Here is a 19,770-nt window from a genome sequence, read left to right on the forward strand (position 1 = left end):
GGAGAAGTCTGCGGATTTTCCGACCGGCGTATCCCGGAGCTGTTATCGAAGTTGCACCGTGTGTTCTTTTTCCCGGAAGGCGGGCATGGTCCACCGACCGTTAACCGGTGCGCCACCGGGCCGGGCCGGAGCCGTGCGGCCGCACCGCCCCGTGCACCGCCGCACCGGACGCGGCCGCGGCGAGCGGCCCCACGCCGCCGATCACCGAGCCGGTGAGGTGCTCCCCGGCGGGCCGTGCGGCGGGGCCCCGGCCCCCGGGGAGGGGCCGGGACGAGGTGATGAGACGGGTTTCGGACCGGCGTCAACGTGAGGCGCGCCACGTGACCGCGCGGAGGACTCGCGTACGCTGACGCACTACTCGACCCTCCACACCGGGCCGGACGCTTCCCCGGCGTCCCGGCATTCCCCCCGGCGGCGGTGCGAGCGCAACAGGAGGTGTGTACATGTCCGGGACGACCACGGCCGGAGCCACCAGGGCGGCGGACGTCCCCCGGCAGAGACCGCGACGGACAGGACCGGCCGGCCCGGGCGGCGGCCCTTCCGCACCGGGCGGCGGCGCGAGCCGCTGGACCGTGCTGGTCGTGCTGTGCGCCAGCCTGCTCCTGGTGGCCGTCGACGCGACGGTGCTGCACGTCGCCGTCCCCGCGGTCTCCCGGGCGCTGCGGCCCGGCGCCATCGAGCTGCTGTGGATCGTCGACGCCTACCCGCTGGTCTGCGCCTCCCTGCTGATCCTCTTCGGCACCCTCGGCGACCGGATCGGGCGGCGCAGGGTGCTGCTGTGCGGCTATGCCGTCTTCGGCGTGGCCTCGGCGCTGGCGGCGTACGCGCACACCCCCGGGGTACTGATCGCGGCGCGCGCCCTGCTGGGGGTCGGCGGCGCGATGATCATGCCCGCGACCCTGTCGATACTGCGCCAGGTCTTTCCCGACCGCCGCGAACGGGCGCTGGCCATCGGCGTGTGGAGCGCGGTCGCCGCGGTCGGCGCCGCGGTGGGACCACTGGTCGGAGGCCTCCTGCTGGAGCATTTCTGGTGGGGCTCGGTCTTCCTGGTCAACATCCCGCTGATGCTGCTGTGCATCCCGCTCGGGCGCCGTCTGCTGCCGGAGTCCACCGGCGACCGGAACGGCCCCTGGGACGTGGTCGGCGCCCTGGTGGCCGCCGCCGGGCTGGGCGCGCTGATCCTGGGTGTGAAGCGGGCGGGCGGCGGCGAGGCGCTCCACCCGGGCACGCTGGTGCCGCTGGCGCTGGGCGCGGTGCTGCTCGCGTTCTTCGTACACCGCCAGCTCCGCCGCCGCCACCCCCTGGTGGACTGTGCCACCCTGGCCCGGCCCGCCTTCGGGACGGCGGTGGCCTGCATCGTGCTGACGGTGCTGGCGCTGGTGGGCCTGGCGCTGATCGCGGCCCAGTACCTCCAGCTGGTCCTCGGGCTCACCCCCCTGCAGACCGGACTGCGGCTGCTGCCGCTCAGCCTCGCCGCGATCGCCGCCGGGCTGGCCGGCTCCCGGCTGCTGCGCAGGCTGGGGCCGCGCGTCATGGTGCTCATGGGCTTCCTGCTCACCGCCGCCGCGGTGCTGTCGCTGACCGGCGCCGGCCTGCGGGACGAGCCGGCCCTGCTCGTCTGCGGCTTCGTAGTGCTGGGCTTCGGGCTGGAGACGACGCTGTTCGGCGCGTACGAGTCGATGCTCAGTGAGGCCCCGGCCCACCAGGCGGGCGGCGCCGCCGCGATCGGCGAGACCGCATACCAGCTCGGCGCGGGGATGGGCATCGCGGTCCTGGGCACCGTCATGAACGCCGCCTACGCCCCCGGGGTGCGGCGGACGGCCGGTGTGCCGGAGGCGGCCGGGGAGGACGCGGCCCACTCGCTGGGCGCGGCGTACGAGGTCGCCGAACGGCTCGGCGGACCGGCCGGCGAGGCACTGCGCGAGGCGGCGCGGGAGTCGTTCGTCCACGGGCTGCACGTGGCGCTGCTGGTCAGCGCCGGACTTCTGCTGCTCGGCGCACTGGCCGCGCTGCGGCTGCCGCGCGCGATGGTGGGAGCCCCGGGACGGGACGGGGATCCGGACGGGGCTCCGGGCGGGGATCCGGGCGGGGATCCGGGCGCGGGTTTCGGGAAGAGGACGCCGAAGGAGCCGGACCGGGTGGACCGGGGCGCCGCCCCCGCACGGGCCTGCGCGTCCCCGGCACCTGCCGAGTTGCCCGGGCAGCCGGGCGGACCCCTCTTGTCCAGCGGGATTACCCGGCCGTAACGTCGGGCGCGACCCTCGAAGACCCCCAGCCGGAGGCCACCGTGTCCAGCTCCGCCCCGCCCCCCTTCGATCCCGCCGACCCCCTAGGCCTGGACGACCTGCTCGCCCCCGATGAGAAGGCGGTGCGCGACACCGTCCGCTCCTGGGCCGCCGACCGGGTGCTGCCGCACATCGCCGAGTGGTACGAGCGCGGCGAGCTGCCCGGCATCCGGGAGCTGGCCCGCGAACTCGGCTCGATCGGCGCCCTGGGCATGTCGCTTCAGGGATACGGCTGCGCGGGCGCGTCCGCCGTCCAGTACGGGCTGGCCTGCCTGGAGCTGGAGGCCGCCGACTCCGGCATCCGCTCGCTGGTCTCGGTGCAGGGCTCGCTGGCGATGTACGCCATCCACCGCTACGGCTCCGAGGAGCAGAAGCGGCGCTGGCTGCCGAGCATGGCGTCCGGCGAGGCCATCGGCTGCTTCGGGCTCACCGAGCCCGACCACGGCTCCGACCCGGCCGGGATGCGCACCCATGCCAAGCGGGACGGAGGCGACTGGGTGCTCAGCGGCCGCAAGATGTGGATCACCAACGGCTCGGTGGCCTCGGTCGCCGTCGTCTGGGCCCGCACCGACGAGGGCGTGCGCGGCTTCGTCGTGCCCACCGACACCCCCGGCTTCTCCGCGCCCGAGATCAGGCACAAGTGGTCCCTGCGCGCCTCGGTCACCAGCGAACTGGTCATGGACGGCGTACGGCTGCCCGCCGACGCGGTGCTGCCGGAGGTCACCGGACTGCGCGGCCCGCTGAGCTGCCTGAACCACGCCCGCTACGGCATCGTCTGGGGCGCGATGGGCGCGGCCCGCTCCAGCTTCGAGGCGGCCCTGCGGTACGCGCGCACCCGTGAGCAGTTCGGCCGGCCGATCGGCGGCTTCCAGCTCACCCAGGCCAAGCTCGCCGACATGGCGCTGGAGCTGCACAAGGGCATCCTGCTCGCCCACCATCTGGGGCGGCGGATGGACGCCGGCAGGCTGCGCCCCGAGCAGGTCAGCTTCGGCAAGCTCAACAACGTGCGCGAGGCGATCGAGATCTGCCGGACCTCCCGCACGATCCTGGGCGCCAACGGGATCTCCCTGGAGTACCCGGTGATGCGGCACGCCACGAACCTGGAGTCGGTGCTGACCTACGAGGGCACCGTGGAGATGCACCAGCTGGTGCTGGGCAAGGCGCTCACCGGCGTCGACGCGTTCCGGTGAGTACCTCGCCCGGCGCCGGTGCCGCGCCGGTCAGCTCTGGTTGAAGAAACCGTCGGGGCTGCGGCGCTCCTGGCCGCTGATCACCTGGTAGTCGGGAGGGGTCAGCAGGAACACGCGCGTGGCCACGCGCTCGATCGAACCGCGCAGGCCGAAGGTCAGGCCGGCGGCGAAGTCGACGACCCGCTTGGCGTCGGCGGGCTCCATGGCCGTGAGGTTCACGATCACCGGGATGCCCTCCCGGAAGAGCTCGCCGATGCCCCGGGCGTCCCGGAAGCCGTCGGGGGTGACCGTCGCGATCCGGGTGCCCTGGTCCTGGGCGGTCTCGGCGGTCACGCGCACCCGGGGGTCGGTGACCCAGGCGTCACGGGTGTCCTCGGGCTCGGAACCCTCGGCGTACTCGTCGTCGTAGTAACGCATCTCGCTGTCGTCGACGAGGCCCAGCCAGGCACTCGCCTTGCGCACCGATCCCATGGACGCCTCCTCTCACATGCACGGTCCACCGTGTCTGGCAGCGCCTCCGCCGCGGGGCCCGCACCCCTATCGTCGTCCATGATGCTGACAACGCGCCAAACAGTTACCCGTTCCGCACGGGATTCGTGACGGTTCTGGTGCACAGGACGCGCGTGGCGCGCCCCCCGCGGCGAGGGCCGGGAGCCTGTGGAGGCGGTGACGCGGCGCCGAACCGGGCGGCCCCGCCGGACGGGTGGTCACCAAGGGCATACGGGTGAAGTGCCCGGTATCGTGACGCGCACTCATGCGTCAGGGGTAACGGGGGGAAACTTGTTCGGCATCGTCAGGCCGTGCCGTCACCGGCTGGGCGAGCGGCTGCTGAGCGCCTGGACCGCGCACCTGTGCGGGCTCTGCCTCGCGCTGCGCGGCGACCACGGCCAGTTCGCGCGCGTCGTCACCAACTACGACGGGGTCGTCGTCTCCGCGCTGACCGAGGCGCAGACACCGCGCCCGGCGGACGGCTCCGGCGCCCTGCGGCGCACCGCGGGCCCGTGTCCGCTGCGCGGTATGCGCACCGCCTCCGTGGCCCGCGGTGAGGGCGCCCGGCTGGCCGCGGCGGTGTCCCTGGTGCTGGCCTCGGTCAAGGTGCGCGACCATGTCGCCGACGGGGACGGGGCCATGGCGCACCGTCCGGTCGCGGCGGCGGCCCGCAGGGTCGCGGCCGGCTGGGACCGGGCGGGTGCGCGCACCGGCGCCGAGCTGGGCTTCGACACCGCGGTGCTGACCGGGGCCGCCCTGCGGCAGCCGCTGGTGGAGGCCGCGACGGGCCCGGGCGGTTCGCTGGTGGCGGTCACCGAGCCGACCGGGGCCGCCACCGCCGCCGCCTTCGCCCACACCGCCCGCCTCGCCGGCCGGCCCGGCAACGCGGAGCCGCTGGCCGAGGCCGGGCGACTCTTCGGGCGGCTGGCGCATCTGCTGGACGCCGTCGAGGACCTGGCCGCCGACGAGGAGGCGGGCGCGTGGAACCCGGTCGCCGTCACCGGCACCCCCCTGCCGGAGGTGCGCAGACTGTGCGACGACGCCGTGCACGGCGTACGACTGGCCCTGCGGGACGTGGAGTTCGCGGACGAGGAGGGCGCCGAACTGGTGCGGGCGCTGCTGGGCCGCGAGTCGGGACACGCGGTGGACCGGGTCTTCGCGGCGGCGCGTGTCCACCCGCCGCGACCGGGGCATCCGGAGTCTCCCGGTCGTCCGGGGTGTCCTGGAACGCTGTTTCCCGGCCCATCGCGCCGCCGGGGTGCGGTGGCCGGATGCGCGGTGTGGACGGGACTGTTCTGCACCGGGCAGATTTGCTGCCGCAAGGAGTACGAGGATCCCTGGGCAGGGCGCAGGCGCAAGGGTCTGTGCCGTTCCTGCGACTGCTCCGGATGCTGTGACTGCTGCGAGTGCTGCGGCAACTGCGGTGACTGCTGCGGATGCCGCAACGGCTCGGGAGGTCCGGGTGGTTCCGGGGGTGCCGACGGAGGATGCGACTGCAACTGCGGCTGCGGAGGCTGCGACTGACGGCGGCTCATGTCCGCTATACGGGGTGGCCGGTGCGCTGAGCGATGCGACTTGGCGCAACGGCACCCTTGCGCGCACGGATCGAACGTGTGAATACTCCGTCCCGGTGCTTGTCAGGGACGCGTCGCACAGCGTGTCCCCGGCGACTCCGTGTGCCCGCGCCCCATCGCGGGTCCCCCCCATTTCCTTCACAGGAGGAACAGCCAGTGAAGACCGAGCGCACCTCCCCCCACGGCGCTTCCGCCAGACGAGGCCGCATCCGCCTGATCGCCGCGGCCTCCGCCGTCATCGCCGCCGCGGCCATGGCCCTGCCGACCTCGGCGAGCGCCGCTCCCACCCCCTCGCCCGCGGCCCAGGTCGCCATGGCGGACAAGGCGATGAAGACCGCGGACGTCGGCGGGACCGCCTGGTACACCGACAAGGCGACCAACACCCTGGTCGTCACGGTGGACAGCACCGTCAGCCAGGCCGAGATAGCCAAGATCAAGAAGACCGCCGGCGCGGGCGCGGACGCCATCCGCATCGAGCGCACCTCCGGCAAGTTCAACAAGCTGATCTCCGGTGGCGACGCCATCTACCGCAGTGGTGGCGGGCGCTGCTCGCTGGGCTTCAACGTCCGCAGCAGCAACGGAACGCAGTACTTCCTGACCGCAGGCCACTGCACCGACGGCTACCCGTCCTGGTCCTCCAGCGCCGGCTACCTCGGGCCGACGGTCGGATCCAGCTTCCCGGTCAACGACTACGGCCTCGTCCGCCACGACAACTCGCAGTCCAAGCCGGGCGCGGTCGGCGGCCAGGACATCGCCCGCGCCGCCAACCCGTCCGTGGGCCAGACCGTCTACCGGCGCGGCAGCACCACCGGCACCCACAGCGGCCGCGTCACCGGCCTGAACGCCACGGTCAACTACGGTGGCGGCGACGTCGTCTACGGCATGATCCAGACCAACGTCTGCGCCGAGCCCGGCGACAGCGGCGGCCCGCTGTACTACGGCTCCACCGCCTACGGTCTGACCTCCGGCGGCAGTGGCAACTGCACCTGGGGCGGCACGACCTTCTACCAGCCGGTCGTGGAGGCGCTGAACGCGTACGGCGTGAGCGTCTACTGACCTCACCGCCTCCGAGCCCCCGTCCGGCCGCGCCGGGCGGGGGCTCCGCCTTGTCCGCCTTGTCCGCCATGTTCGCCGTGTCCGCCGGGCGGGCCCGGCGTGCCGGACGGCGCCGACGCGGGGATGATGGCGGAGTCGGCCATCACCCTCCGGTGCGGTACGGGCACTCTCCGTGTGTAGTCCCGCCGGTCCAGGAAAGGATGACCGAGCCGGACATTCCTCCGGGGCCGCCCCCCACAGGCGGCCCCACCCCCCACGGGAGGCACTGTGCTGAAACACCGACGGACACTCACGCGGCGCATCGCCATCGCGGGCGTGGGCGTGGCGGCGATGCTCTCCGCCCCCCTCGCCCCGGCGAGTGCGGACACCCCGGCCCCCGTCGCGCCCAGACCGCTCACCCCCACCGCCGCGGGCCGGCTGGCCTCGACACTGGCCGGCGACCTCAAGGACGACATGGCGGGCGCCTACTACGACGCCGAGGGGCGCAAACTGGTGGTCAACGTCCTCAGCGGAACGGGAGCGGAGAAGGTCCGGCAGGCCGGTGCCGAGCCCCGGATCGTCAAGCACTCCCTCGCCCGGCTCGGCGCCGTGCAGAAGGACCTCACGGCCAAGAGCGTCCCCGGTACCGCGCGCGCCGTCGACCACCGGCTCAACAAGGTCGTCGTCACCGCGGACAGCACGGTCGGGGAAGAGGCGCTGGCCGATCTGAGGAAGCGGGTGGCCGAGCGGGGCGACATGGCGGTCCTCAGGCAGGCCGAGGGGAGGTTCGCCCCCCTGGGCCTGGGCGGCGACGCGATCTGGCGCGGGGACGGCGCGCGCTGCTCGCTCGGCTTCAACGTGGTCAGGAACGGCATGCCGTACTTCCTCACCGCGGGTCACTGCGCCCGGCTCTTCGACCGCTGGGCCGCCGCCCGCTCCGGGCGGAGCGTGGGGATCACCGTGGCGAGCGAGTTCCCCGGCGACGACCACGCACTGGTGCGGTACACCACCCGTACGGACCACCGGAGCCGGGTGAACCTGTACGACGGGTCCAGTCGCGCCATCACCCGGGCCGCCGATCCCATCGTCGGCCAGCAGGTGCGGCGCAGCGGCAGCACCACGAAGGTCCACGACGGCGAGGTCACGGCGGTGAACGTCTCCGTGACCTACCCGCAGGGCAGGGTCGACGGGCTGATCCAGACCGACGTCTGCGCCGAGCCCGGCGACAGTGGCGGCCCGCTGTACTCCGGCACCACCGGCCACGGCCTGACCTCCGGCGGACGCGGGAACTGCTCGCGGGGAGGTGAGACCTTCTACCAGCCGCTGACCGAGGCGCTGCGCGACCACGGCGCCCGGGTCGGCTGACCGCCCCGCCCACGGCCCGGTCCCGTCTCCCCTCGGGAGACGGGACCGGGCCGTTGCGGGGCCGCGTACCGGGCGACGCCGGCCGGTACGTTCCGGGGCGGTCAGCGGGACTCGGCCGCGACCAGCTCCGCGATCTGTACGGCGTTGAGCGCCGCGCCCTTGCGGAGGTTGTCGCCGGCGCAGAACAGTGCCAGACCGTGCTCGGCGGTCTCGTCGGCGCGGACGCGGCCCACGTAGGTCGGGTCCTGGCCGGCCGCCTGCTGCGGGGTGGGAACGTCGGAGAGGACCACGCCGGGGGCGCCCTCCAGCAGCTCCCGGGCGCGCTCGGGGCTGATCGGCCGCTCGAAGCGGGCGTTGATCTGGAGCGAGTGGCCGGTGAAGACCGGCACGCGCACACAGGTGCCCGAGACCTTCAGTTCCGGGATGCCGAGGATCTTGCGGCTCTCGTTGCGGAGCTTCTGCTCCTCGTCGGTCTCGCCCAGCCCGTCGTCCACGATGGAGCCCGCCATCGGCAGCACGTTGAAGGCGATGGGCCGCACGTACTTGTCGGGCTCGGGGAACTCGACCGCGGAGCCGTCGAAGGCCAGGCGGGTGGCGTCGCCCTCGACCGCCTTGCGGGTCTGTTCGTCCAGCTCGGCGACGCCGGCCAGACCGCTGCCGGACACCGCCTGGTAGGTGGCCACGACCAGGGCGGTCAGCCCGGCCTCGGCGTGCAGCGGCCGCAGCACCGGCATGGCGGCCATGGTGGTGCAGTTGGGGTTGGCGATGATGCCCTTGGGACGCTCGGCGGCGGCCTGCGGGTTCACCTCGGAGACCACCAGCGGGACCTCGGGGTCCAGCCGCCAGGCGGAGGAGTTGTCGATGACCACGGGCCCGGCCGCGGCCACCTTCGGGGCCAGGGCCTTCGAGGTCGAGCCGCCCGCGGAGAACAGCACGATGTCCAGCCCCGTGTAGTCGGCCGTGGCGGCGTCCTCGACGGTGATCTCGCCGTCCTTCCAGGGCAGCGTCCGTCCGGCCGAGCGAGCCGAGGCGAACAGCCGGAGCTGCTCCACCGGGAAGTCGCGCTCGGCCAGGATCTCGCGCATCACTCCGCCGACCTGGCCGGTGGCTCCGACGATGCCGATTCTCATGGGGCTCCTTCTGTCGTGCGTGTCCCGCTGCGTCAACCCTCTACCCTGCCCTGCCGGACGCACGTGCGCCAACTTCCTTTGGCGCACGTCACACCCGGAGCGGGCGCGGAAAGAGGCGGGAAAGAGGCGGTGGAACGCGCGGAGGCGGCGGCCGCCCGAGGGCGGCCGCCGCCTCGTGACCGGGCCCCGGCCGTCACTTCGGGGCCCGGTGCCGGTCCGGCGTCAGTGCGGGCAGTTGCCGCGGAACTCCTCGATCTGGAAGTCGGGCCGCGGCAGCGGGCACAGGAACTGCTCGTAGCGGGTGTCGTTGTCCACGAAGCGCTTCAGCCAGGAGATGCTGTACTTCGCGATCTCGGTGTCCGGGGTGTTCGGGGTGAAGTGCGTGGCGTTGTTGAGCTCCATGTACGCCCGGTCCGTGGAGGAGGGCAGGCTCTCGTAGAAGGGCTCGGCGTGCGAGCGCACCGAGGCGATGCTGTCGCCGTCGGCGCCGACGATGAAGGTCGGGACGGTGATCTCGTACCAGGTCTTGTCGAGGTTCCAGGGGGTGAGCGGGATCGCGGCCTTCAGGGACGGCCGGTCCTTGGCGGCCTCCAGGCTGCCTCCGCCGCCCATGGAGTGGCCCATGACGGCCAGGCGGCTGCTGTCGATGCGGCCGCGGACCGAGCTGCGCTGGGTCAGGTAGTCCAGCGCGGCCAGCAGCTGGTCGCCGCGGCTGGCGGGCTGGTCGTAGCGGCTGTTGGTGTCGATGGTGAAGACCACGAAGCCCTGCGAGGCCAGGCGGGGGCCGTACCAGGCCATGCTGGACTGGCTGGCGGTGTAACCGGGGGAGATCGCGACCGCGCCGAAGGTGCCGTCGCCGGTGGTGGTCGGGTAGTAGATCGTCCCGCCGCCGAAGCCGGACACCAGGGAGGACACCCGGTCCTCGGAGACGGAGTAGGGGCCGCGGTCGGCCTCGATGCTCCGCTCGGTCGGGTCCGGACCGCGCTCGTAGGGGTTCTCGGCGGCCTGGACTGCGGCCGTGGCGGCGCCGGCGTCCTGGGCGGCCTGGGCGGTGGGCAGGGCGGCGCCCACGCCGCCCAGGACCATGGCCAGAGCCACGCCCAGCTTCGTCAGGCGGCGGGGGGCGCGCCCGCGGTGTCTGGCTGCCGTGCCCGGGGTCGTGTCGTGCTGCTGCTGCGGCTCCATGTTGACCCTTTCCAGGTGTGTGAGGGGTGACCTTCTGGGGTCGGACGGATGCATCGTGGTGCGGGAGCACGCGGCTCCGCATCGGTGAAACCGCCGGTCCCGGCCGGGACCCGGTGCGTACGCGGCGGGCATCGCGGGCGCGGCGCCGGAACCATTGACGTACCGGTCGGTATGCCGCGAGGATAAGCAAGCGCTTAGTCGTGGCCCGTGAAGGAGATCCCGTGCCCCCTGCGAACGCCCCCGTGACCGACCCGGACGAACTGCGCCGACGTACCCAGGCGCTGCTCGCGGAGCACGATCCGGCCGTCACCGAACCACTCGACTTCCTCCGCGCCCGCTACGACGCGGGGCTGGCCTGGGTGCACTTCCCCCACGGCCACGGCGGACTCGACGCGCCCCGCGCCCTCCAGGCCGTCGTCGACGCAGAGCTGGCCGCCGCCGCTGCCCCCGGCAACGACCCCGGCCGCAACGGCATCGGCCTGGGCATGGCCGCGCCGACGATCCTGCGCTACGGCACCGAGGAGCAGAAGAAGCGCTTCCTGCGCCCGCTGTGGACCGGTGAGGAGGTGTGGTGCCAGCTGTTCAGCGAGCCCGGAGCCGGCTCCGACCTGGCGGCGCTGGCCACCCGGGCGCTACGCGACGGCGACTCCTGGGTGGTGGACGGCCAGAAGGTATGGACCTCCAGCGCGCACAACGCCCGCTGGGCCATCCTGATCGCCCGCACCGACCCGGACGTCCCCAAGCACCGCGGCATCACCTACTTCGTCTGCGACATGACCGATCCCGGGGTCGAGGTGCGGCCGCTGCGCCAGATCACCGGTGAGGCGGAGTTCAACGAGGTCTTCCTCACCGGCGTCCGCGTCCCCGACACCCACCGGCTCGGCGGAGCGGGGGAGGGGTGGAAGGTCGCCCAGACCACCCTCAACAACGAGCGCGTCGCCATCGGCGGCCAGCGCATGCCGCGCGAGAGCGGCATGGCCGGCAAGGTCGCCGCAACCTGGCGCGAGCGCCCCGAACTGCGCACCCACGGCCTCCACCAGCGGCTGCTGTCGGGCTGGGTCGGCGCCGAGGTCGCCCGGCTCGCCGGTGAACGGCTGCGCCAGCAGCTCACCGCGGGCCACCCCGGCCCCGAGGGCGCCGGGATGAAGCTCGCCTTCGCCCGCCTGGCGCAGGAGCTCGGCGGCCTGGAGGTCGAACTGCTGGGCGAGGAGGGCCTGTCCTACGACGACTGGACCCTGCGCCGGCCCGAGGCCGTGGACTTCACCGGCCGCGAGGCCGGCTACCGCTATCTGCGCGCCAAGGGCAACTCCATCGAGGGCGGCACCTCGGAGATCCTGCGCAACATCATCGCCGAGCGGGTGCTGGGACTGCCCGCCGAGCCCCGCACCGACAAGGACCTCCCCTGGAAGGAGCTGGCCCGATGACGGACCTTCTCTACTCGGAGATCGAGGAGGAGCTGCGCGCCAGCGTCCGCGCGCTGCTGGCCGACCACTGCCCGCCCGAGAACACCCTGGCCCGCTGCGAGACGGGAGAGCCCTACGACCGGGGGCTGTGGCGGAGCCTCGCCCGCGACCTGGGCGCGGCCTCCCTTGCGGTGCCGGAGGAGGCGGGCGGCGCCGGGGCCTCGGTGCGCGAGGCCGCCGTGGTGCAGGAGGAGCTGGGCCGGGCGGCGGCGCCGACGCCGTACCTGGGCAGCGCGGTCCTGGCCACCACCGCACTGCTCGCCCTGGAGGGCGAGGACGGCGGTGAGGCCGCGAAGCCGCTCGCCTCCCTCGCCGCCGGTGAGCGCACCGCCGCACTGGCGGTGCCGCTCTCCGCTATGCCCGGTACCGGAGTCTTCCCCCGCGCCGTACGGGCCGACAGCGCGGGCACCCTGACCGGCGCCGTCACCTCGGTCGCCGACGCCGCGGCCGCCGACGTCCTGATCGTTCCGGCCGAGGGGCGGGACGGGCCGGGGCTGTACGCGGTGGAGGCCACGGCCGCCGCACTGGCCGTCGTACCGCGCACCTCCCTCGACCTCACCCGCCCGGTGGCCGACGTGACGTTCACCGGTACCGCCGCCCGGCGGCTCGCCGGTGCGGAGCAGGCCCCCGCAGCGCTGGAGCGCGCGCTGCTGACCGGCGCCGGACTGCTGGCCTCCGAGCAGCTCGGCATCGCCGAGTGGTGTCTGACCGCCACCGTCGCGTACCTGAAGGACCGGCGGCAGTTCGGGCGGCAGCTCGGCTCGTTCCAGGCGCTCAAGCACCGGCTGGCCGACCTCTGGCTGGAGGTGGTCGGGGCGCGGGCCGCCGCCCGGTACGCCGCCGGCACCCTCGCCACCGGCGACCCGGACGCCCCCGTGGCCGTCGCGGTGGCCGCCTCCCACTGCGGGGAGCTGGCGGTACGGGCGGCCGAGGAGTGCGTCCAGCTCCACGGCGGCATCGGCATGACCTGGGAGCACCCGGCGCATCTGTACCTCAAGCGCGCCAAGGCCGACCAGATCGCGCTGGGCACCCCCGACCGCCACCGCGCCGCTCTCGCCGCGCTGGTGGACCTGCCGGCACCGGTGGGCTGAGAACGGAGGCGGCGTCCGCGGCGGGCGCGCGGGGGCCGGGAGCGGGAGGGGGCTCCCGGCCTCCCCGCGTCCGGACGAGGGGCGCCGGTGTCGCGGGGCGGTGCGATGATCGCGCGCCATGGGGAGCCTGCGGAACAGAGGACGGCACAGGGAGACCGTCGACGTCCACCTCGTGCTGCGGCGCGGCGAGGAGGTGCTGCTCGCGCGCCGGACCGGCACCGGTTACGCGGACGGCCTGCTGAACGCGCCGTCCGGCCACGCCGAGGACGGCGAGAACGTGCGGGAGGCGGTGATCCGGGAGGCGTACGAGGAGATCGGGCTGCGTCTCGCGCCCAGCGGCGGGGCGCCGTGGCTGAGGTGCAGCACGGGCATGCGGCCTGCCGCGGAGCGGCCCGGGGCCGACGGGGTGGTCGCGGTCATGGAGGCGTCCTCTTGGACCGGATCGGTTCATGGTGATTCAAATTCGAACCGCTTGCTCGTGGCGAACGTACAGCTTGGTTTGAATTTGAACAACAGCGTACGATGGGGGCATGAAGGAGCCCCGATGGCTGGACGAGCTGGAGATGGCGGCCTGGCAGGGTTTCCTCGAAGCCGGCAACCGCGTCACCCGACGGCTGGAGCAGCAGCTCAGGGACGAGGCGGGCCTGTCCCACCCGCAGTACGAGATCCTGGTCCATCTCGCCGAGGCCCCCGGCGGCGAGATCCGTATGACCGAACTGGCCGAACGGCTGGTCACTTCCAAGAGCGGCCTGACCTACCAGGTCGGCCGGCTGGAGAGGCGCGGTCTGGTGCGGCGCCGCGCCTGCCCCACCGATGTCCGCGGCGTCTTCGCCGCCCTCACCGAGGAGGGGCGCGAACTGCTGCGCACCGCGGCCCCCGGCCATGTGGCGGCGGTACGCGAGGCGCTCATCGACACCCTCGACCGCGAGGAACTCGCCGTCCTGGCGCGGGTGCTGGGTGAAGTCGGCCGGCGGCTGCGTGACTGAGCGGACGGCACGGAACGCCGCAGCGGGTCCCGACGCCGTACGGCGTCGGGACCCGCTGCGGCGTTGCCCGGCCCGGTCAGCCGTACAGCTTGTCCACCGCCGTGCGCGTCGTCTCCTCGAACTCCTCCACCGGAGCGTGCTCGAAGGTGCCCATCTGACCCCAGGCGACGACCGTGACGGTGCGCCCGTCGCGACCCACGCCGAACAGGTGGATCCCGTACTCGGACTCCGGCGGGGCGGTGTGGACGCCGTAGACGTGGGCGCCCTCCTCGACATCGATGCGGCCGTAGTCCTTCCACTGGGCGGACGCCTCCGGGTACCGCTCCTGGAAGTCCGCCGCGCAGTCGCGCACCGACGCCTCCGCCTCGGCGGCCAGCCCGCGCGCCGCGCCGATGCCGGCGGTCCGCACCGTGACCTGTACGGCCCCGGTGTCGTACTCCGTGTGGAACCGCCGGTGCCAGGAGTCCTGTTCGGGCAGGATCCCCTCCAGGCAGAAGACCGGGGACTGCGGAAGCCCCCGGGCGGCCTCGCCCGCGTACCAGGGCGAGAACGGGTGCGGCGGAAGCTGCCCGGGGGAGAGGAAGGCGGGTACGCCGGTCCGTGCGGGCCCGGCCTGCGCCGTGCCCGGGAAGGCCAGCGTCACGGCCGCGGCGGCCGCCGCCGTCACGGCGGCGGCGAAGCGGGTGCGGCGGGTGCGGATGGGCATCATCTGCGTCCTTTCGGTCGGCGGCCGGTCGTCAGGTTGTCGGCGACCCGGCACCACGAGCCTGGGACGCCCCGTCACACGGCGGCAACACATTCCGGAACAAGCGGGACGCGGGAACGTTCGCGCCTAGGCTGACCTGTGGAAACGCGCGTGCCTGGAACGCGCTTCCGGAACGGCGCGGACGAGGGGGACGCCATGGGGGCCGCACGGGAGACGGAGGAGTTCGCCTCCTTCCTGAGGGAGTTGAAGGAGCGGTCGGGCCACAGCTACGGCACGCTGGCTCGACGGCTGCACACCAGCACCTCCACACTGCACCGGTACTGCAACGGCCGGGCGGTACCGGCGCGGTACGCCCCGGTGGAACGGCTGGCGAGACTGTGCGGCGCGACCCCTGAGGAGCTGCTGGAACTGCACCGGCGGTGGATGCGGGCCGACGCGCTGCGCGGAAGGGAACCGGGGCGGCCGGGCCCGGCGGCCGGGCCCGTTCCCGAAGCCCGCTCCGGTTCCGTGCCCGTGCCGGACTCCGCCCCCCGGCGGAGCGGATTCCGGCCGTGGCCACCGTCCGCCGTGCCTGCCGTGCCTGCCGTGATCGCCGTACTCGCCGTGGTCCTCGCCGCCGCGGCGTACCTCCTCCCCGACCGCACCGGCCTGGAGCGCCGCGCCGCGGACGGGCCCGCCGCCTCCGCGCCGGGGACCGACGGCGGCACCGCCGCCTTACCGTCCCCCTCCGCGTCCCGTTCCGCCCGGCCCCCCTCCCCGGCACCGGCCTCGTCCGGGAGGGGCGGGGACACCGGAGGCGGCGCGAAGCCGGGCCGCACCCCGCGGGCGGACTCCTCCCGGATGCCGAACGGCGGCGACCGCGAGCGCGGCGGTGTGCCGGGAGCGGCCCCGCTGAGCTGGTCCGCCCGTTCCCATGTGTGGCGGCACGGCTGCGGCCACCGCTATCTGATCGACTCACCGCCCTCCCGGGTCCCCCCGCCCCCGGTCGAGCAGGACGCGGTCGGCTGGGCCCGCTCCCTGGGGGCCGTGCACGCCGGTGAGACCATCGTGGAGGCCACTGTGTACGGCACCGGGCCCGCCCCCGTCGTGGTGGAGGCCCTGCACATCCGGGTGGCCGACCGCCGCGCCCCCCTGGGCCGGCAGGTCTACCGGATGGACGACGGCTGCGGCGGATCCCTCACCCCGGCCGCCTTCACAGCCGACCTGGACGCCCGCCGCCCGCTCGCCGAACCCGTGGACGGCTACGACGGGGAGGGCGGCGGACAACTGCCCGCCACCCGCCTGCCGTACCGCGTCACCGCCGACGACCCCCTGGCACTGCGCGTCGAGGCGGGGACGGACGGCTGCGACTGCGACTGGTACATCGAACTGGAGTGGAGCAGCGGCGACGACAGCGGCACCCTCCGTATCGACGACGGCGGCCGGCCCTTCCGCACCAGCGGCACGGAGGGCCGGCCGGAGTACCGCTGGGCGCTGGAGACCGGGACCTGGGAGCGCGGCTGACACGCTGGTGCACAATCGACGCACCCCGCGCACCCCGCGCACCCGATGTTCCGACCCCGCCGCAGGAGAAGTGCCGTGCCACTGAGACTCACCGTCGACCCGGACGCCCCCACCGCCCCCTACGAGCAGGTGCGCGCCCAGATCGCCGAACAGGCCCGCGGCGGCGGGCTGCCGGTCGGCCACCGGCTGCCCACCGTGCGCGGACTCGCCGAGGAGCTGGGACTGGCGGCCAACACGGTGGCCAAGGCATACCGCGCGCTGGAGGCCGACGGGGTGATCGAGACCCGGGGCCGCCACGGCAGCTTCATCGCCGCCACCGGGGGCGCCGCCGCCCGCGAGGCCGCGGCGGCGGCGCGGGCGTACGCCCAGCGGGCCCGGCGCCTGGGGCTGGACCGGGCCGCCGCGCTCGCCGCCGCTGAGGAGGCGATCGGCGCCGAGTACGGCCGGCGGGACTGACGTCTCAGCCCGTCTCCAGCCGCTCCCGGGCCGCCATCAGGGCGAAGCCCAGCAGGTTGAGCCCGTGCCAGCGCGCCGGGTCGGACGCCCGCTCGTCGTCGGCGGCCAGCCCGACACCCCAGATCCGGTCCAGCGGGCTGGCCTCCACCAGCACCCGTCCCCGCGTGGCGAGCAGGAACGTCCGCAGATCATCGCGCTGCCCGAACTTGTGGACACAGCCCTCGACCACGATGCCGAAGCGACGCCGGGCCCAGACCTCCTCGTCGAAACCCCGCACCACACGGCCCGCGGCCTTGGCCGCGCCCGGCTCCACCGCGGCCAGAATCCGCTCCCCGGCCGCCGCGTCGCCGAACAACCGCGCCTTGGCGGCCATCATCCAGTGCTCCGCGGTGGGATAGGGAACGCCGTCCACGGTGAACGGTGAGGGCCACCACTGGCTGAGGCACCACGGGCCGGGCGAGCCGTCGCGCCGTCCCCGGGGCGGAGTGTGCCCCCAGAAGTGGAGGTACTTGATCCGCTCTCCGCGCGCCTGCCGCCCGGCCAGCTCCGCCACCGGGTCGTCCACGCGCTCCTCGGACGCCTGCCGGGAAGGGATCAAAGGTACATCCCCTCGTCCGAACGGCCCGGTTGCGACGGCACCGAGGCCGGGCCCGAGCCGCGGCGCAGCGCGTACAGCTCGGCCAGGGTCGCCCCGTCGCGGCCGACGTCCTCCTCGGTGCCGAGCCAGTGCACGGCCTCCGCGCGTGTCAGCGGGCCGACCTCGATGCGGGCCAGGCAGCGGCCGGGACGGACGACCGCCGGGTGCAGCCGCTCCAGGTCCTCGTTGGTGGTCAGCCCGACCAGGACGTTGCGGCCCTGGCCCAGCAGCCCGTCGGTGAGGTTCAGCAGCCGGGACAGGGCCTGGCCGGTGGCGTGCTTGGCCTCGCCGCGGATCAGCTCGTCGCAGTCCTCCAGGAGCAGCAGCCGCCAGCGTTCCCGGCCCGGCCGGTCCGGGGTGCCGTCGTCCTCGCCGATGGCGATGTCCATCAGATAGCCGACCTCGTTGAACAGCCGCTCCGGGTCGAGCACGCAGTCCACCTGGCACCAGTCCTGCCAGGAGCGCGCCAGTGTCCGCAGGGCGGAGGTCTTGCCGGTGCCCGGCGGGCCGTGGAGCAGCAGCAGCCGCCCGGTGATGTCGTCCGGGGTGGTCTTCATCAGCCCGTCCATGGCCTCGGAGACCGGGGCGGTGTAGTTGCCGCGGATCTCCTCCCAGCTCCCGGCGGTGATCCGGCGGGTGGTGCGGTACGGGCCCCGCCGCGGGGAGTTGTACCAGAAACCCATGGTGACGTCGTCCGGCCGGGGCTCGGGCTCGTCCTCCGCGTCCTCCACCGCGGCCTTGAGCGTCCGCTCCGCCAGCTCCTCGCTGACGGCCGTCACGGTCACGTCGGCGCCGCGGGACCAGCGGGAGACCAGCACCGTCCAGCCGTCGCCCTCGGCCAGCGTCGCGCCGCGGTCGCCGTCGCGGGCCGAGCGCAGCACGGCCGCTCCCGGCGGCAGCAGGGCCATGCCCTTGCGCACCCGTTCCAGGGAGCGGCTGCGGGCGTGCGGCTGCTCGCCGGCGGTGAAGCGGCCCAGGAAGAGGGCGTCGATGACGTCGGAGGGGGAGTCGCTGTCGTCGATGTTGAGTCGGATGGGCAGCGACTCCTCGGTCGGCACGGCACGGCGGTCGGCACACATGCCCCCCATGATCCGGCACGGGGGGCATGTGCGCACGCAGGTTTCCGGCGCCTCGCCGGGGTTCGGCGGATGCTCAGCGCAGGACGACGGCCACGGCGAGGGCGGCCATCAGCAGGATCAGCAGTCCGGCGACGAGCGCCAGCACCCCGCGCGGCCCCCGGGCGGCGTCCCAGGAGCCCGGCGCGCCCCGGCGTCCGCTCCCTCCGCTCCCGCCGCCCTCGTCCTCACCGGACGCGGGCCGTACGGGCTCCGGCGAGGACGAGGGTGAGGGTGGGGCCGAGGGGGCGGAAGAGGAAGCGGCGGCGCGCGGCCCGCCGCCGGCCGCGGCCACGCGCAGCAGTCGTTCCGCCAGGGCGGCATCCGTACGCCCGGCCGGGTCCGCCCGCAGCAGCCCCTCCAGCACCGGCGCCAGCGCGCCCGCCCGCCGCATGGGCGGCAGATCGGCGTCGGTGTACGCGGCGAGGGAGCGCAGTGTCTCCCCGGGAGTGTCGCGGTGGAACGGCGAGACACCCTCCACGGCCAGGTACAGCACCACACCCAGGGCCCACAGGTCCGCGGCTGGGCCAGGGTCCTGGCCCCGTGTGCACTCCGGGGCGAGGAACTCGGGCCGGCCGACCGGCGCACCGGGCCGTTCGTGCGCCGTGTCGGCCTTCACCCGTGCGGTGCCGAAGTCGGTGAGGACGACCCTGTTGTCGTTTCCCAGCAGGATGTTGGACGGCTTGATGTCGCGGTGGGTGATACCCGCCTCATGGGCGCTGCGCAGCGCCGAGACGGCCTCGGCGCCGATCCGCGCGGCGCCGGCCGGGGACATCGGCCCGTCGGCCTCCAGCGCGGCGGCCAGCGACAGGCCCCGCACCAGTTCCATCACGATCCACAGGCGGCCGTCCTCGATTACCACGTCGTGGACGGTGGTGGCGTTGCGGTGGGAGATGCGCCCGGCGGTCATGGCCTCCCGCTCCAGACGGGAGTAGAGGACGCGCACCTCGGCCGGGGAGAGCTCCTCCGCGGCCCGCACCTCCTTGACCGCGACCTCGCGGCCCAGCACCTCGTCGCGCCCCTGCCAGACCACGCCCACCTCGCCGCGGCCCAGCTCGGCGGCGAGGCGGTAGCGGTCGGCGAGCAGCCGTCCGCTGTCACCTGTGCTCATCGTCGTCCCCCGTCCCCGGCCCCGCCACGGGGCCGGTCGGATGCCGTTGTCTCGTACGGTGTTCGTCAACCCCCTTGCGGGGAAGGTGGATCGAGTGCCGGAATACCCGTGGGTCACGGTCGGGAGATAGGGTTACCCTGCCCGGGCCGGGAGCCCTCGTTTGGGTGGGGAGTGTCATGGAACAGATAACGGTACGCAGCAGGGCGCGGATCCCTGCGATCCAGTGCGGGAGCGGTGCGACCGGTTCGCGCCTGGACCGGCACTTGAGCGTGCTGGCGGGGCCCGCCGTCTCCCAGGATGACACGGCGGAGGCGACCTTGCTCATGCGCGAACTGACCGCTCGCGACGCGGCGCACATGCGCTCCCGCAGCAGGGGCGCGCGCGTCTCCCTCTTCGCGCCGCTGCGGCGGCTGCGGCGCTCCCTCTTCGGAGGCCACGCCTAGCCACGC

18 protein-coding genes and 1 pseudogene are annotated in these 19,770 nt (G+C 74.2%); 12 read left to right on the plus strand and 7 right to left on the minus strand.

The window, feature by feature from the left end; translation table 11 throughout:
* Positions 1–443: 443 nt before the first annotated feature.
* Positions 444–2,246: an MFS transporter gene (locus ACGRHY_RS22030; protein WP_394637043.1), complete on the plus strand. Its 1,803-nt coding sequence runs from the start codon at positions 444–446 to the stop codon at positions 2,244–2,246.
* A 41-nt stretch (positions 2,247–2,287) separates the two neighbouring features.
* Positions 2,288–3,475 (plus strand): acyl-CoA dehydrogenase family protein, encoded by a 1,188-nt coding sequence (locus tag ACGRHY_RS22035; RefSeq protein ID WP_394637044.1) that lies wholly within the window; start codon positions 2,288–2,290, stop codon positions 3,473–3,475.
* Positions 3,476–3,505: 30 nt separating this feature from the next.
* Here ACGRHY_RS22035 and ACGRHY_RS22040 read toward each other — a convergent pair whose 3' ends face one another.
* Positions 3,506–3,946 carry a cell division protein SepF gene (locus ACGRHY_RS22040; RefSeq protein WP_394637045.1) on the minus strand — a complete coding sequence of 147 codons (441 nt, stop codon included), beginning with the start codon at positions 3,944–3,946 and terminating at the stop codon, positions 3,506–3,508.
* 309 nt (positions 3,947–4,255) lie between these two features.
* Between ACGRHY_RS22040 and ACGRHY_RS22045 the strand changes: the two genes are divergently transcribed.
* From ACGRHY_RS22045 to ACGRHY_RS22055, 3 genes are all read left to right on the plus strand, one after another.
* Entirely contained in the window at positions 4,256–5,488 is a 1,233-nt protein-coding gene (locus ACGRHY_RS22045; protein WP_394637046.1) for a DUF5685 family protein, read from the plus strand.
* Between the two features lie 206 nt (positions 5,489–5,694).
* Entirely contained in the window at positions 5,695–6,594 is a 900-nt protein-coding gene (locus ACGRHY_RS22050) for a S1 family peptidase (RefSeq protein ID WP_394637047.1), read from the plus strand.
* Between the two features lie 270 nt (positions 6,595–6,864).
* Positions 6,865–7,938: a S1 family peptidase gene (locus ACGRHY_RS22055; RefSeq protein ID WP_394638156.1), complete on the plus strand. Its 1,074-nt coding sequence runs from the start codon at positions 6,865–6,867 to the stop codon at positions 7,936–7,938.
* Positions 7,939–8,039: 101 nt separating this feature from the next.
* Here the strand turns inward: ACGRHY_RS22055 and ACGRHY_RS22060 are convergent, their stop codons facing one another.
* The gene (locus tag ACGRHY_RS22060; RefSeq protein WP_394637048.1) at positions 8,040–9,068 is read right to left on the minus strand and encodes an aspartate-semialdehyde dehydrogenase; all 1,029 of its coding nucleotides are present in this window, start codon (positions 9,066–9,068) and stop codon (positions 8,040–8,042) included.
* A gap of 222 nt (positions 9,069–9,290) precedes the next feature.
* Complete coding sequence (gene bdeA, locus ACGRHY_RS22065) at positions 9,291–10,253, minus strand: bis(hydroxyethyl) terephthalate hydrolase (RefSeq protein WP_394637049.1); 963 nt, start codon at positions 10,251–10,253, stop codon at positions 9,291–9,293.
* A gap of 242 nt (positions 10,254–10,495) precedes the next feature.
* On the opposite strand from bdeA, the gene ACGRHY_RS22070 reads away from it, so the two are divergent.
* The 4 genes and pseudogenes from ACGRHY_RS22070 (at position 10,496) to ACGRHY_RS22085 (ending at position 13,793) form a co-directional block, all read left to right on the plus strand.
* Complete coding sequence (locus ACGRHY_RS22070; protein ID WP_394638157.1) at positions 10,496–11,677, plus strand: acyl-CoA dehydrogenase family protein; 1,182 nt, start codon at positions 10,496–10,498, stop codon at positions 11,675–11,677.
* Complete coding sequence (locus ACGRHY_RS22075; protein ID WP_394637050.1) at positions 11,674–12,807, plus strand: acyl-CoA dehydrogenase family protein; 1,134 nt, start codon at positions 11,674–11,676, stop codon at positions 12,805–12,807. Before ACGRHY_RS22070 ends, ACGRHY_RS22075 begins: the two co-directional genes overlap by 4 nt.
* Before the next feature lie 142 nt (positions 12,808–12,949).
* A pseudogene (locus tag ACGRHY_RS22080) lies at positions 12,950–13,141 on the plus strand (NUDIX domain-containing protein); the annotation flags it as partial.
* Positions 13,142–13,337: 196 nt separating this feature from the next.
* Positions 13,338–13,793, plus strand: a complete 456-nt coding sequence (locus ACGRHY_RS22085; RefSeq protein ID WP_394637051.1) for a MarR family winged helix-turn-helix transcriptional regulator — start codon at positions 13,338–13,340, stop codon at positions 13,791–13,793.
* Between the two features lie 76 nt (positions 13,794–13,869).
* On the opposite strand, the gene ACGRHY_RS22090 is transcribed toward ACGRHY_RS22085, so the two are convergent.
* Complete coding sequence (locus tag ACGRHY_RS22090) at positions 13,870–14,502, minus strand: hypothetical protein (protein ID WP_394637052.1); 633 nt, start codon at positions 14,500–14,502, stop codon at positions 13,870–13,872.
* Positions 14,503–14,649: 147 nt separating this feature from the next.
* Between ACGRHY_RS22090 and ACGRHY_RS22095 the strand changes: the two genes are divergently transcribed.
* Entirely contained in the window at positions 14,650–16,002 is a 1,353-nt protein-coding gene (locus ACGRHY_RS22095) for a helix-turn-helix domain-containing protein (RefSeq protein ID WP_394637053.1), read from the plus strand.
* Between the two features lie 75 nt (positions 16,003–16,077).
* The gene (locus tag ACGRHY_RS22100; RefSeq protein ID WP_394637054.1) at positions 16,078–16,458 is read left to right on the plus strand and encodes a GntR family transcriptional regulator; all 381 of its coding nucleotides are present in this window, start codon (positions 16,078–16,080) and stop codon (positions 16,456–16,458) included.
* A gap of 4 nt (positions 16,459–16,462) precedes the next feature.
* Here ACGRHY_RS22100 and ybiA read toward each other — a convergent pair whose 3' ends face one another.
* The 3 genes from ybiA to ACGRHY_RS22115 form a co-directional block, all read right to left on the minus strand.
* On the minus strand, positions 16,463–17,023 hold the full coding sequence (gene ybiA / locus ACGRHY_RS22105) for a riboflavin biosynthesis intermediates N-glycosidase (RefSeq protein WP_394637055.1): 561 nt from the start codon (positions 17,021–17,023) through the stop codon (positions 16,463–16,465).
* A gap of 29 nt (positions 17,024–17,052) precedes the next feature.
* Positions 17,053–18,174 (minus strand): DUF5925 domain-containing protein, encoded by a 1,122-nt coding sequence (locus tag ACGRHY_RS22110; protein WP_394637056.1) that lies wholly within the window; start codon positions 18,172–18,174, stop codon positions 17,053–17,055.
* Between the two features lie 73 nt (positions 18,175–18,247).
* On the minus strand, positions 18,248–19,321 hold the full coding sequence (locus tag ACGRHY_RS22115) for a serine/threonine-protein kinase (protein WP_394637057.1): 1,074 nt from the start codon (positions 19,319–19,321) through the stop codon (positions 18,248–18,250).
* 176 nt (positions 19,322–19,497) lie between these two features.
* On the opposite strand from ACGRHY_RS22115, the gene ACGRHY_RS22120 reads away from it, so the two are divergent.
* A complete protein-coding gene (locus tag ACGRHY_RS22120; RefSeq protein WP_394637058.1) occupies positions 19,498–19,764 on the plus strand; it encodes a hypothetical protein in 267 nt (88 codons plus the stop codon).
* Positions 19,765–19,770: the final 6 nt, after the last annotated feature.

The sequence above is a fragment of the Streptomyces shinuiensis genome, assembly GCF_043660855.1.
Lineage (GTDB): Bacteria > Actinomycetota > Actinomycetes > Streptomycetales > Streptomycetaceae > Streptomyces.